Genomic DNA, 13365 nt, shown 5'->3' with positions numbered 1-13365 from the left:
TTTCTTCCTTATCCGATTCCTCAGGATTCTTCCCATCAAAAAAGCCGGCGCCCCTGGAGGCACCGGCCCTTATTCAGCAGCACCCGCGTCGATGTCAGACGTCGACGACCGGCTGATCACTGGAGGGGCGGTTCTTGCGATCGCGCATGAAACGGTCGAACTCTTCCTGATCCTTGGCGCGGCGAAGCTCGCGCGCATAGGTATCGAAATCTTCCCGCATCTCATCAAGCCTGCGGCGTTCTTCATCCAGACGATCCAGCTCGGCCTTGCGCCAATCGTCGAATGCGACGTTGCCGGTCGAGAAATGCGTGTTGTATCGGCTGGTCGCCTTGCGGCAACCGGCGAACCATTTGTCGGCGCGATCATTGGCATCACGCTTGAAGCCGTGAAGTCGATCCCCGAATATGATATAGGCGAGCATGGCTAGGCCGAGCGGCCAGAAGACGACAAAACCGAGCACCATGAGAGCAATGGTGGCCGGCGTCCAACCCGGACGTATCAATGCAGACTGGTTCATGGGTTACACCCTTAGGGTTACAGCGGGTGGCCGTATGCCAGCCCGACGGGAATCGATTTGGTGAGCCCCGGATCGCGCTTCAAGACGAACAAAGATTAAATCCGATAACATGCGGCAATATAAGCCAGAATTTAGCTGAATAGCGTGGAGGTCACACGCATTCGCGCGACATGACTTAACCGGGTTTAGGTCCGCTTTTTCGGCTGCGGCGGGGCTTGGTCGCCGCACCATCTGCCTGATCCCTGGCATTCAGTCGTGTGAACTCAACGATCCGCGGTGCGATTTCCTGGCGAAAGCGGGAGCCGTTGAACACGCCGTAATGTCCTACATCCGGCTGTATGTAGTGAAGGCGCCTACTGTCCGGAATATTGGGGCATATCGTGTGTGCGGCGTCCGTCTGTCCCGCACCAGAAATATCGTCGTTCTCGCCCTCGACAGTCATCAGCGCGACATTGCGAATGGCAGTCGTGTCCACCGGGACATCGCGATGCATCATCTCGCCCTTGGGCAGGGAGTGACGGATGAAGACGGTATCGACCGTCTGGAGATAGAATTCTTCGGTGAGGTCCATGACGGCGAGATATTCGTCATAAAATTCACGATGTTTTTCGGCAGATTCGCCGTCATTCTTGACGAGATGATCGAAAAACTCACGATGCGCCATGACATGGCGATCCATGTTCATCGACATGAAGCCGGAGAGCTGCAGGAAGCCGGGATAGACCGGACGCATGAAGCCGGCCTGGGGGAACGGCACCGTCATGATGACGTTGTCCTTGAACCACTCGAGCGGATGCTCATTCGCAAGCTTGTTGACTGCAGTCGGATTGATACGTGTGTCGATCGGACCGCCCATCAGGATCATCGAGGCGGGCAGCATCGGATCCTTCCTTGTCTCCATGATCGCCACAGCGGCAAGTACGGGGACCGAAGGCTGGCAGACGCCGGCAACATGCGCGCCGGGACCCAGCTTATGCAGCATCTCGATGATGTAATCGATGTAATCATCAAGATCGAAGCCGCCTTCGGTGACCGCCACCACACGGGCATCAACCCAATCGGTTATGTATAGCTCCGCATGAGGCAGCAGCGCTTCCACCGTTCCACGCAGCAGCGTCGCATAATGTCCGGACATGGGAGCGACCAGCAATATCTTCTGATCGGGACCGTGTGACGGCGGAAGATCGCGCTTGAAATGCAACAGATTGCAGAACGGCTTCGACCAGACGATCTCTTCCGTCACGGCAACCGGTTTGCCATCCACGATGGTCTCGTCAAGGCCGAAAACGGGTTTGGCATAACGTCGCGTCGCACGCTCGAAGACTTCGAGACTTGCGGTAAGGGTTCGACCCAAAACCGTTTGCGAAAGAGGATTGAGCGGATTGCTCGAGACGTAGCGAAGCGCTTCCGCACCCGCGCGGAAAGGCGCCATGGCGGCGTGGTTCATCTCATACAGTTGGTAGAACATGATCGCGCTGCCTTTCATGGCCGTGCACTCCTCCCCTCACAAATCCCCATGCTTCCTGTTGGAGCGCCTCCCGCCCTTCCTTCATCTATGACGGATGCGCACCGGCTTGTCACCTGCACAGAGATGACCTGATGATTGCCAATGGTTGTATGGAGCTTATGTTCCAAGCAACAATAACGGAGAGTTTCATGACCAGCAGTAATTCCCGCACATCCGAATTCCCGATCGACGCCTATTTTCTCGATCGCTGGTCGCCGCGCGCCTTCACGGACGAGACGATGGACCGCGATACGATCCTGACCATTCTCGATGCCGCGCATTGGGCGCCATCATCCGGCAACAACCAGCCATGGCGCTTCATCTATGGTTTGCGCGGAACGCCAGCTTTTGAGACGATCCTCGATCTTCTCGTTCCCGGAAACCAGCGCTGGGCTAGGAATGCCGCAGCTCTGATAATCGTTGTCTCCAAGAGCTATCGGGTTTCTTCCGATGGGGAACGCAAGCCCGCCTATACCCATTCCTACGATACGGGTGCCGCATGGTTTTCGGTGATCTGCCAGGCGATGAAACTGGGTTACCACGCGCATGGCATGGAGGGTTTTGACAGAGACAAAGCTGTCGAGGTGCTTCAGCTTCCGGACGGTTTCAGGGTGGAAGCGGCGGCGGCTATCGGTCGCATCGCCGATAGAAATACTCTTCCGGAGGACCTTCAGGAGCGGGAAGTACCGAGCGGTCGCAAACCGGTCTCGGACATCGCCTTCGAAGGAAAGTTTACCGGCAATCCATGATTGCACCGCGATCCCAAAATATGTTTCACGTGAATCGCTAGCCGGATGCAAAAACGGGGCCTTCCGGCCCCGTTTCGAATTATCGAATGAAATTCTGTACCTCAGATATCGAGGTTGGCAACGCTCAAGGCATTTTCCTGGATAAACTCGCGGCGAGGCTCCACCTCATCGCCCATCAGGCGTGCGAAGAGGCTATCCGCGTCGGTCGCATCATTCACCCTGACCTGCAGCAATGAACGGACGTTCGGATCGAGCGTCGTTTCCCAGAGCTGCTCGGCATTCATTTCGCCAAGGCCCTTATATCGCTGCATGGAAAGCCCCTTGCGGCCGGCCGCAAAGATCGCATCGAGAAGTGCGCGGGGGCCGGAAATCTCCAGCTGCCCATCCTTGCGGGCAAGAACCGGCGGCGTGCGGTAGATATCCTGCAGGCGGCTCGAGAGCTGGTCGAGATAGCGGGCATCAGCGGAGCCGATCAGCGCGTTATCAATGAATGCAGCTTCGCGAACGCCGCGGACCATACGCTCGAAACGGAGACCACCCTCGTCCGTTACATGTCCGCTCCAACCGCGCTCGGTTTCTTCCGCAATCAAATCCAGTCGCTTGGCGACTTCGTCAGCAGTCTGCTGGGCGCGCTCGCGGTTATCCGTCAATTCCGGATTGAGAGCACCGCCGATTGCGGCCTGTTCAACGATGGAGCGATTATAGCGGGAATGAAGGCCGTCGATCAGCGAGCGAATTCGCTGTGCGTCGTGAATGACTTCACGCATATCCTGGCCGGCACGCACCTCGCCCGAACCAAGCGTCAGTGTTGCTTCCTCGATACCCATGGTGATCAGGTATTCTTCGAGCGCGGTTTCGTTCTTCAGATATTGAACGGACTTGCCACGGGAGACCTTATAAAGCGGTGGTTGGGCGATATAGATGTGGCCACGCTCGATCAGTTCCGGCATCTGGCGGAAGAAGAACGTCAGAAGAAGCGTCCGAATATGCGCTCCATCGACGTCAGCGTCCGTCATGATGATGATCTTGTGGTAACGCAGCTTGTCCGCGTTGAACTCATCCTTGCCGATTGATGTGCCGAGCGCCGTAATCAGCGTGCCGATTTCCTGGCTGGACAACATCTTGTCGAAGCGCGCCCGCTCGACATTGAGGATCTTGCCGCGCAGAGGAAGGATCGCCTGGTTTTCACGCGAACGGCCCTGCTTGGCCGAACCGCCTGCCGAATCACCCTCGACGAGGAAGACTTCGGATTTGGACGGATCCCGTTCTGAGCAATCCGCCAGCTTGCCCGGCAGAGATGCGATATCGAGAACACCCTTGCGGCGGGTCAGTTCACGGGCCTTGCGGGCGGCTTCGCGGGCAACGGCAGCTTCAACCACCTTGCCGACCAGGATCTTCGCCTCGGCCGGATGTTCTTCAAGCCATGAGCTCAGCGCCTCGTTGACAAGGCTTTCCACGACCGGGCGGACTTCGGAGGAAACCAGCTTGTCCTTGGTCTGCGACGAGAATTTGGGATCCGGCACCTTGACCGACAGGACCGCAGTCAGACCCTCGCGGCAGTCATCCCCCGTCAGGGAGACCTTTTCGCGCTTCATGATGCCCGACGTATCCGCATAGGACGTGATCTGGCGCGTCAGCGCGCCGCGGAAACCAGCCATATGCGTGCCGCCATCCCGTTGCGGAATATTGTTGGTGAAGCACAACACGTTCTCATGATAGCTGTCGTTCCACCACATGGCGACTTCGACGGTCATCCCGTCCTTTTCGCCCTTGATCGCAACCGGCTTTTCAACCAGCGGCTTCTTGGAACGATCGAGATATTTGACGAATGCTTCGAGACCGCCGTCATAGAGCATTTCTTCTTCCCTGACGTCCGGCTTGCGGCGATCCGTGAGGCGGATTCGGACACCAGAGTTTAGGAAGGCAAGTTCGCGCAGTCGATGTTCGAGCGTGTTGTAGTCGAACTCGGTCATTGTGAAGGTTTCGGTGCTTGCGAGGAAAGTGACTTCCGTGCCCGACCGACCTTCGTAGTCACCGATCACCTTCAACGGTGCGTCGGCAACGCCGTGGGTGAAGGTGATCTCATGAACCTTGCCGTTGCGGCGGATCCTGAGCTTGAGCCAGACCGAGAGTGCGTTCACCACCGACACGCCCACACCGTGAAGACCACCGGAGACCTTGTAGGAATTCTGGTCGAACTTACCGCCGGCGTGAAGCTGGGTCATGATGACCTCTGCCGCCGAGACACCTTCGCCGGTGTGAATATCCGTCGGGATACCACGGCCATTGTCGGTTACGGTGACCGAACCGTCCGCATTGAGCGTTACCGTGACAATATCCGCGTGGCCGGCGAGGGCTTCGTCGATCGCGTTGTCGACGACTTCGTAAACCATGTGATGGAGACCCGACCCGTCATCGGTATCGCCGATATACATGCCAGGACGCTTGCGGACCGCGTCGAGGCCCTTGAGGACCTTGATCGAATCGGCACCATATTCTGCACTCGCACCATTTTCGCTGGCGGGTAGATCGGTCATTCAGCTTCTTCCAGGTTGGTTTTTCTCAGTGACGCGCGAATCACCGCTTTTCCGTTGTGAATATAGGAAATCGTGAGCGGCTTCTAAAGGTTGAGCACGCCATTATGGCAGGAAAGCCGTGGATCTTCCCGAGAAAAATGGCTATTGAGGGCTCTCCAAGAGCCTGTTGATCTCTTCTACCATCTCCGGCGTCAAAGTGCTAATCCGTTTCGACAGCTGGTTGGCCAGCAGAGTGTATTCCGGCGGCAGGCCTGCAGTGTCGATCACGACCTTCGGATCGGACGTATCCGCCAGCCGAAACAGGTCGTCGGCCTCATCCCAGATGATATTGAAGTAGCCGGCAATACGCTGCAGAAGTTCAAAGGTGGGTCGGCCGCGGTGACCATGCTCCAGAGCCGAAAGATAGGCCGGTGTTACACCGATGGCCTGTGCCAGAGCGCGCTGCGTGATACCTTTGCGCTGGCGCAATTCGCGCATCGCACTGCCGAAGGGTGTCACGGCTCCACCCTTCCGGTACGCGCCAAACGCACGTAGAGCGCGCCATCGCCCCCGTGGTGCTGTGCCGCCCATTCGTAAGACGATATGAGGAAACGAAACTCGGCCTTCGAGAACCAGAGTGGTACTGCGCGCCGCAAGGCACCCTCACTGCCCATCGAGCTACCCTTGCCGGTAATGACCAGAACATGGCGCAAGCCTCGTTCATGTGCCCGGTAAATGAAATCGAGGAGGAGATCGTGGGCCTCGCCCTGAAACAGCCCGTGAAGATCGAGACGCGCCTCGATCGCCAGGCGGCCCTTTGCAAGTTTCTTTTTTGTCGGTTTTTCCAGAGGGTGGTGATAACCGGCCGGCTTTTTTGCTGTTCGGCCCTGCTCCGCCTGCTTTTCGGGAACCTCCCTCGGCAGCGAGGGCGCCGATTTCTCCGCCTCTGCGGCACGGGCGACCACCTCGGCCTCGAAGGCAATGAGATCGCTGCGGCGCTCCGGAAAGGCGCGAGTGGACTTTGCCACCTTGCCCCAGAGGATACGTTCTTCGGGATTGAGTTTACGCCCGCCGCTCATGCTCCAAACCTGCCTGCAGCCGCCTTGGGGACCAGGATGTAGAAATCAGCTTCGTTCCTGACCGTTCCGGCGTTTTCACCGGCTTCATATCCCGAACCGGTAAAAATATCGCCGCGGCTTGGACCGACAATAGCCGATCCGGTGTCGAGCGCCAGCATCAGTCGGGCGAATGGTTGGCCATCATCCAGATGGTGCAAACTCGGCGCAGAGACGAAAAATGGATAACCGAAGGTATGGATCAGGCGATCAACGGCAAGCGAGCGTCCGGCAATCAGCGGCACCTTGGCCGCGGCAACCGGACCGAGCGCATCGTCTGAAACATCTGCATCCCGAAAGAAGATGTAGGAGCGGTTATGCCAGAGTATCTCATCAACCTTAGCCGGATTCTCTGCCAGCCATTTCCTGATGCTTTGCATGGAAATGCGCTCGCGGTCGATCTCGCCGAGATCGATCAGCAGCTTGCCGATCGGTGAAAAAGGATGTCCGGCTTTTGCGGCGTAAGTGATCCTGCGGATGCTGCGATCCGGATAACGAAGCCTTGCCGCTCCCTGGATATGCGCGAAAAAGACATCGACCTTCGACCGGGCCCAGGCGATTTCGAGGGCGCGGCCGTCGAGCAGGCCCTGGTCAATGGCCTTTCGATCGGGGTATTCCGTCACTCCGGACGCAGTCATCCGGCCGAACATGTAGCCGGAGTCCACATGTGCAGGACGGTTTTTTTCGTCGAGATCGATGAGGTCATCCGGGCGGAAGTAAAACGGATAGGCGAAAGCGCTGTCTGGTTCTGCCGAGACATCGACTTCCGGCTCGTAGAAAGCGGTTACCAGCCCCGGCTGTGCATCAGCGCGCTCGATGTGAAAAGGAATGCAATTCTGTTCGAAAAGAAACCGCGCTTCGGCAGCGCTCATATCTGCCGATGTGTCAGCAGCTGCGTTCAGCAGCGGCAGCAGATCGTCGGCCGAAAGGCCGAGGGAGCCTGTGCGATAAGGCTTGACACCGCGTATATGGGATAGACATCGCGCCATGCCCTCAAGCAGGGCGCGAGGATCGTCCTTTTCCCAACCGGGAAGGTCGCTGAAGGATACGGGAGACAGGCGGTATCCTGGCGAAGTCAGGCTCATTGTTCGGATTCGGTCGCGATCAGTTTCCAGTTTGGATCCTTCGAGCGGACGTCCCTGGCAAAGGTCCAGATATCGGTGACCTCGGCAACCGTTTCCTGATCGCCGTCGATCAGCTTTCCGTCCTTGTCGAAGGTGGCGGAAATCAGCTGGCTGACGATGCGAACAGTCACCTGGGCTTCGGATTGCTTGAGAGCCGCGTGGGTGAAGGCTGACTTGTCTATGCCGACGAAAGTGGACTTCACTACCTCACCACGTGCCTCACGCTCGCGAATGGCGGCATCGAAACCGTCGAAGACTTCCTTGGAAAGAAGGCCTTTCAGCGTTTTTCTATCCCCATCGGCGAATGCCATGACGATCATCTCGTAGGCCATCTTGGCACCGTTGAGAAATTCCTTTGGCTGGAACGACGAATCCGCCTTGATCAGGGACTTGAGTGATTCGTTCAATTCGCTGCCTGGCTTCGAAAGCGCATCCGCTTCCGCGAAGCGCTGATCTTCCTCGCCGGCCTCACGGCGCGGCAAGGTCACAACCTTGCCATCATCCGTCGCACCGGGATTTTTCAGCGCTTCCCGCGGGGCGTAAGTTTCCGGCGGCTTCTCATTTCCTGTCCGACGCCCGAGTACGCTGCGCAGTTGCAGGAAAATCAGGACGGCCGCAACAAGGAAAAAGAGTGTAATGAAGTCGTTGGAGCCCATAATAACCCGCGATTACTGTTTAAAAGTTGAGTTCACATCATCATATAGTCTGCATTAAGCCATCTTCAAATAGCGAAGGTGTGAGCCCACGAAACCACCTGTTCAACGTTCATTGGATCATGCGCCCTTTTTTTGCTTTTAGCCTACTGCTTGCCTGGCCTTTGGCCGAAATTGCCGGTTTCGTCGTCGTCGGACGCGCACTCGGCCTATGGTCGACACTTGCCCTCGTCATAGGGACCGGATTGCTCGGTGCCTTTCTGATGAGACAACAGGGTCTGCATCTGCTCAAAAAACTTTCTCAGGAAAGCAAACAGGGGCAAATTCCTGCGGGTTCAGTTGTGGACGGAGCGATGATCGTCGTTGCGGGCATCCTGCTGCTGCTGCCCGGTTTCATCACCGATATAGTCGGCATCGCCCTTTTCATTCCTTTTGTCAGAATGTTCCTATGGTCGCTGATCGGCCGCCGCGTTGTCGTGGTCGGATCCCGCGGCAGAAGTGGATATACCCGTCCCACAGATCCGCCGCGCGAAAGCCCGAATGCTCCAAGTAAGGTCGTCGATCTCGACGAAGAGGAGTTTCATCGAAACTCCGGTCCGAATACCTCTTCGCCGTGGTCAAAGGGCATCGATCGCGATCCGTGACCATCCGGCAGGGGTGGAACGGGTTGTAAGCGAAAAGCCTAGATGTTATGCGGCCTCAACACATCAGTCCTGAGGATATCCCATGGCAGACGAAAACACGCAGTCGGCGAGCCCTTCTCTCAACATTCTCGCCCAATACACCAAAGACCTTTCCTTCGAAAATCCGGGTGCACCCCGTTCACTTCAGGCACGTGACAATGCGCCGAACATCAATATCGGTGTGAACGTCAACGCCAACCCGTTGTCGGATAACGATTTCGATGTCGTTCTTTCGCTGAACGCCGAAGCCAAGGATGGAGACAAGGTCGTGTTTGCTGCCGAGCTTGTTTATGGCGGCGTTTTCCGCATTACCGGTTTCCCGCAGGAACACATGCTGCCGGTTCTGTTCATCGAATGCCCGCGCCTGCTGTTCCCGTTCGCGCGTCAGATCATCGCAGACGTCACCCGCAACGGCGGTTTCCCGCCGCTGATGATCGATCCGATCGATTTTGCCCAGATGTTTTCGCAGCGCATGGCCGAAGAACAGGCCCGCGCCAAGGTTCAGCCACTTAACAGCTGATAAGCAATACCAAATAAGCCCGGAAAATCCGGGCTTATTTTTTATCCTCATCCCTGACGGAATTTCTGCCAGATCGCCTTGGCTTTCATCGATCCGATCATTGAAGCGTGGGCTTCGATATCCTGCGTCGTCAAGCGAGTCTGCAACGCTCTCGGGCGTTCATGATTTACGACGATGATCGTATCATCGGCCTCAGTAACCTGGGTTGCCTGTTCCGAACTACCCAATCCGAGAGCAGCCTGCCGACCCCCGTTCATCTCGATATAGACTTCAGCCAGCAATTCGGAGTCGAGTAGAGCGCCGTGCTTGGTGCGATGCGCGTTATCTATCCCGTAACGACGGCAGAGAGCGTCGAGCGAGTTGGGACCCATCGGATGCTTGCGACGCGCCATAGCCAGCGTATCGACGACCTGATCGGACGGCACCGGCGGCAGGCCTATGCGATCGAACTCCGCGTTGATGAAGCCCATATCGAAGGTGGCGTTATGGGCGATCCACCTTGCGCCATCGAAAAATTCGATGATTTCCTGAACGACGTCGGCAAAGCCCGGTTTATCCTTCAGGAAATCGTCTGTGATGCCATGGACGGCCAAAGCATCCGGATGAACCTTGCGATCGCCCGGATTGATGAACAGGTGAAGCGTTCTTCCGCTCGGGAAATTGTTGATCAGCTCGACGCCGCCGATTTCGATGATGCGGTCCTGCTTCGATTCAAGCCCGGTCGTTTCCGTATCGAAAATGATGTCACGCATGTCTTTCGCTCCGTATACCTGACCGCAGAAGGGTGATGATCTGTTTCACCCGCTTTCTTGCCTGCTCCAGGCCGCCGCCTGTATCGACGACAAAATTCGCGCGTTGCCGTTTCTGTGAATCAGGCACCTGGCGATCGAGGATCAGCTTGAACTTCTCCTCTGTCATGCCCGGTCTGGCAAGAACGCGCTGCCGTTGTATCTGTGGATCACAGGTTGCGACCACAATGACATCGACGCGTTTTTCTGCGCCTGTTTCGAAAAGCAGCGGGATATCCAGAAGAACGAGGTCTTCTCCTGCCAATCGATGAGTTTCAAGAAACTGTCTTTCCCTCTCTCTGACCAAGGGATGCACGATTTTTTCCAGCCGGCTGAAACCACCCGGATCCTGCGTAAGCTGTCGCGCCAGTTCGGCCCTGTTGACGGCACCGTCCCGGATCGAGCCCGGAAAAGCCTTGCCGACGGGATCAACAGCGTCTGTTTTATAGAGGTCGTGCACGACGGCGTCGGAGTCGTTGACCGGAATACCTTCGTCCTTGAACATGCCGGCCGTGGTCGTCTTGCCCATGCCGATCGATCCGGTCAATCCGATCACAATCATCGCTTCGCCTGAATATCCTGAAGAATGAGTTGACGCAGGGCTTCGTCGACGATTGGACGGCGGCCGAACCATTTTTCAAACCCGGGCGCGGCCTGATGCAGAAGCATCCCCAACCCATCGGCCGTCGGGAAACCCTGTTCCCTTGCCTGTTTCAGGATTGGTGTTTCGAGCGGAACATAAACAATATCCGTAACCAGGGCACCGGCTTGCAGGCTCGAAAAATCGATGGGGGTGGATTCCTCTCCATCCATCCCGAGCGATGTCGTGTTGACGAACAATCCCGCACCAACCATCACCTCGGCCAAAGCAGGCAATCCATGGGCATGGATTTTCGAGCCGAAGCGGTCCGCGAGTTCCCTGGCACGCGAGGCGGTCCTGTTGACGACGTGGATTTCGCCGATCCCGCGATCTCGAACAGATTGGATTACCGCGCGGCTTGCGCCGCCGGCACCCAGAATAACGGCGCGATCAACCTTGTCCCAGCCGGGGTGGCAATCGTCGAGATTGGCGGTAAATCCGTATCCGTCGGTGTTTGTCGCATGGACCTGGCCTTCATTCAGCCAGAGTGTATTGGCGGCGCCAAGTTCCTTTGCCAGCTCATCGGGCCGGTCACTGTGCCGAAAAGCGGCTTCCTTGTGCGGGATCGTGACGTTGCCGCCGCGAAAACCGTTAGTGCCGTTCTTCAGTGTTTCGATGAAAACCGCGAAGTCGGGTTCGGAAACCGCGACGGCATCATAACTTCCCGACAGTCCATATCGCTTCAACCAGTGACGATGAATAATCGGGGACCGGGAATGTTTTATCGGCCAGCCGGTCACGAACGCGGCGGGTGATGCGTTTTCGCGTGGATCAGCCATCGATCGCTCCCAGGCGGCGCAATTCTTCCAGAAGGGGAAGCATGGGCAGGCCGAGAATGGTAAAATAGTCGCCATCGATGGCTGAGAAAAGATGAATACCCTCCCCTTCCAGCTGGTAGCCACCCACGCTGGAAAATGCCTTGTCGCCAATCCTGTCGAGATATCGGTCGACGAATTCTTCCGACAGGTTGCGAGCGGTAAGCTCGGCATAGGAAATGTGCTCCCAGACCACATTTCCGTTCAGCACGATGGCAACCGCGCTGTTCAATCGGTGGGTCCGGCCGGATAGCGACATCAGGGTTTCCCGAGCTTCCGCCCGGTTCGTCGCCTTGTGATAGACGCGATCTGCCAGAGACATGGTCTGGTCGGAGCCGATAACGAGCGCATCGGCAAAATGGCGCGATACATCCTGCGCTTTCGCCTTGGCCAGAACTCCGGCGACAATTTCGGGACCACCATGGTCTGCAGAGGCCTCTATCTGCCTTTCATCGATATCGGCTGCGCGTGACTCGAATGACAGACCGGCATTTTGCAGCAACATGCGACGAAAAGGGCTTGAGGAGGCAAGGACGATTGTCACTTCAGGTATCATCTCCAAGGGAAAACGAACTCGGGATTATCTGAGCCTCGGGCGAAGGGCAAGAATTGCTGCTGCGGTCTCCTCGATGGAACGACGGGAAACATCGATAATCGGCCAGTTGTTTCGCGCGCAAAGCGCCCGAGCATATTTGAGTTCCTCGTTGATGCTTGCACGATCGGTATAGGTATTCCGATCGAGGCCCTGGGAACTGCCGAGTTCGCGGTTTTCCCGAACCTGAGAAATGCGGTCGGTGGTGGCAATGAGGCCGACAATCAATGGCCGTGTGGCGTTATAAAGAGCGTTCGGAAGCTCGGCCCCGGGAACGATCGGGATATTGGCCGTTTTGATGCCCCGGTTTGCCAGATAGATGCTTGTCGGTGTCTTGGAAGTACGGCTAATGCCGATAATGACTACGTCGGCTTCATCATACGTCTCCGGCATCTGACCGTCATCATGGTCCATCGCGAAGTTCAACGCCTCGATCCTGGCGAAATATTCATCGTTCAGGGCATGTTGCGCGCCAACACGACGGCGCGACGGTGCACCCAGATATGTCTGGAATGCTGCTATTACGGGTTCCAGCACATTCACACTGGGGACACCCATTTCCCTGCATCGAAGATCGATCAGCGATGCGAGATCCTGGTCGACGATTGTGTAGAGAACAATGCCGGGTTCAGCATCGACCGCATCCAGCACCGAGGCGAGCTGCTTCCTGTTCCTGATCAGCGGATAGACGTGTTCAAGCGCATAACTGTTCTGGAATTGCGCAGCAGCAGCTCGGCCGGCAGAGATCAATGTCTCGCCGGTGGAGTCAGAAACGAGGTGCAGGTGGAAGAAGTTTTTCCGGTTCTCCACGTTATTCTTTACCGTTTGTTGATAACTCGGGACAGACAGCCCCTCTTGCCGAAGGGAGGGGCAGGGCTTGGGAAAACCGCCTGTTTTTCCACAATTAGCGGTCATTGGGATTGTTGGAGCGGGAGGATGTGATTTGCGTGGACAATTGTCATCTCTGTCAAACTTATCCACATGTTGTCTACAGATAGGGGTTCCTGCAGGTGATTGAATCACTTGGAAGAATCGAGACCATCCGCAAAACTCCAGAATCCCGAGCAACGATTTTATCGCAATCCACAGATGACGGCGAAATTCTGGTTAACCTGGGGTCTGACTTTAATCCTTGATACTCACCGA

General features: G+C 56.7%; 15 protein-coding genes. 3 read left to right on the top strand and 12 right to left on the bottom strand.

The genetic code is table 11. The features are described from left to right. Nucleotides 1-94: 94 nt before the first annotated feature. Nucleotides 95-517 (bottom strand): DUF2852 domain-containing protein, encoded by a 423-nt coding sequence (locus FHP24_RS25540; RefSeq protein WP_139679063.1) that lies wholly within the window; start codon nucleotides 515-517, stop codon nucleotides 95-97. Between the two features lie 175 nt (nucleotides 518-692). After that, on the bottom strand, nucleotides 693-1985 hold the full coding sequence (locus FHP24_RS25535; RefSeq protein ID WP_139679115.1) for a polyhydroxyalkanoate depolymerase: 1293 nt from the start codon (nucleotides 1983-1985) through the stop codon (nucleotides 693-695). 188 nt (nucleotides 1986-2173) lie between these two features. On the opposite strand from FHP24_RS25535, the gene FHP24_RS25530 reads away from it, so the two are divergent. After that, nucleotides 2174-2773, top strand: coding sequence for a nitroreductase family protein (locus FHP24_RS25530; RefSeq protein ID WP_139679062.1), 600 nt, complete (start codon nucleotides 2174-2176; stop codon nucleotides 2771-2773). Nucleotides 2774-2874: 101 nt separating this feature from the next. Here FHP24_RS25530 and gyrB read toward each other — a convergent pair whose 3' ends face one another. The 5 genes from gyrB to FHP24_RS25505 form a co-directional block, all read right to left on the bottom strand. After that, nucleotides 2875-5310, bottom strand: coding sequence for a DNA topoisomerase (ATP-hydrolyzing) subunit B (gyrB, locus tag FHP24_RS25525; protein ID WP_139679061.1), 2436 nt, complete (start codon nucleotides 5308-5310; stop codon nucleotides 2875-2877). Nucleotides 5311-5451: 141 nt separating this feature from the next. Continuing rightward, nucleotides 5452-5808 carry a helix-turn-helix domain-containing protein gene (locus FHP24_RS25520; protein WP_139679060.1) on the bottom strand — a complete coding sequence of 119 codons (357 nt, stop codon included), beginning with the start codon at nucleotides 5806-5808 and terminating at the stop codon, nucleotides 5452-5454. Continuing rightward, entirely contained in the window at nucleotides 5805-6368 is a 564-nt protein-coding gene (locus FHP24_RS25515) for a Smr/MutS family protein (RefSeq protein ID WP_139679059.1), read from the bottom strand. The genes FHP24_RS25520 and FHP24_RS25515 overlap by 4 nt, the downstream gene beginning before the upstream one ends. Next, nucleotides 6365-7489 carry a murein transglycosylase A gene (gene mltA, locus FHP24_RS25510; RefSeq protein WP_139679058.1) on the bottom strand — a complete coding sequence of 375 codons (1125 nt, stop codon included), beginning with the start codon at nucleotides 7487-7489 and terminating at the stop codon, nucleotides 6365-6367. Before mltA ends, FHP24_RS25515 begins: the two co-directional genes overlap by 4 nt. Continuing rightward, the gene (locus tag FHP24_RS25505; protein ID WP_139679057.1) at nucleotides 7486-8184 is read right to left on the bottom strand and encodes a Tim44/TimA family putative adaptor protein; all 699 of its coding nucleotides are present in this window, start codon (nucleotides 8182-8184) and stop codon (nucleotides 7486-7488) included. Before FHP24_RS25505 ends, mltA begins: the two co-directional genes overlap by 4 nt. 119 nt (nucleotides 8185-8303) lie before the next feature. Here FHP24_RS25505 and FHP24_RS25500 point away from each other — a divergent pair, with 119 nt between their 5' ends. After that, a complete protein-coding gene (locus tag FHP24_RS25500) occupies nucleotides 8304-8825 on the top strand; it encodes an FxsA family protein (RefSeq protein ID WP_139679056.1) in 522 nt (173 codons plus the stop codon). A gap of 82 nt (nucleotides 8826-8907) precedes the next feature. Then, complete coding sequence (gene secB, locus FHP24_RS25495; RefSeq protein ID WP_139679055.1) at nucleotides 8908-9384, top strand: protein-export chaperone SecB; 477 nt, start codon at nucleotides 8908-8910, stop codon at nucleotides 9382-9384. Nucleotides 9385-9431: 47 nt separating this feature from the next. On the opposite strand, the gene dnaQ is transcribed toward secB, so the two are convergent. From dnaQ to FHP24_RS25470, 5 genes are read right to left on the bottom strand one after another with little or no spacing between them, the layout of a single operon-like run. Beyond that, nucleotides 9432-10136 carry a DNA polymerase III subunit epsilon gene (gene dnaQ / locus FHP24_RS25490; protein WP_139679054.1) on the bottom strand — a complete coding sequence of 235 codons (705 nt, stop codon included), beginning with the start codon at nucleotides 10134-10136 and terminating at the stop codon, nucleotides 9432-9434. Further along, on the bottom strand, nucleotides 10129-10734 hold the full coding sequence (gene coaE / locus FHP24_RS25485) for a dephospho-CoA kinase (RefSeq protein WP_139679053.1): 606 nt from the start codon (nucleotides 10732-10734) through the stop codon (nucleotides 10129-10131). The genes dnaQ and coaE overlap by 8 nt, the downstream gene beginning before the upstream one ends. Beyond that, entirely contained in the window at nucleotides 10731-11591 is an 861-nt protein-coding gene (locus FHP24_RS25480) for a shikimate dehydrogenase (RefSeq protein WP_139679052.1), read from the bottom strand. The genes coaE and FHP24_RS25480 overlap by 4 nt, the downstream gene beginning before the upstream one ends. Next, nucleotides 11584-12183: a Maf-like protein gene (locus tag FHP24_RS25475; RefSeq protein WP_139679114.1), complete on the bottom strand. Its 600-nt coding sequence runs from the start codon at nucleotides 12181-12183 to the stop codon at nucleotides 11584-11586. Before FHP24_RS25475 ends, FHP24_RS25480 begins: the two co-directional genes overlap by 8 nt. A 24-nt stretch (nucleotides 12184-12207) precedes the next feature. Then, a complete protein-coding gene (locus tag FHP24_RS25470; RefSeq protein WP_139679113.1) occupies nucleotides 12208-13029 on the bottom strand; it encodes a pyruvate, water dikinase regulatory protein in 822 nt (273 codons plus the stop codon). Between the last annotated feature and the right edge of the window lie 336 nt (nucleotides 13030-13365).

It is taken from the genome of Aliirhizobium smilacinae, from assembly GCF_006335145.1.
In the GTDB taxonomy this organism is placed as follows: Bacteria; Pseudomonadota; Alphaproteobacteria; order Rhizobiales; family Rhizobiaceae; genus Neorhizobium; species Neorhizobium smilacinae.
Note: the sequence above shows the minus strand (reverse complement) of the source record. Positions and strands in the feature narration are given on the sequence as shown.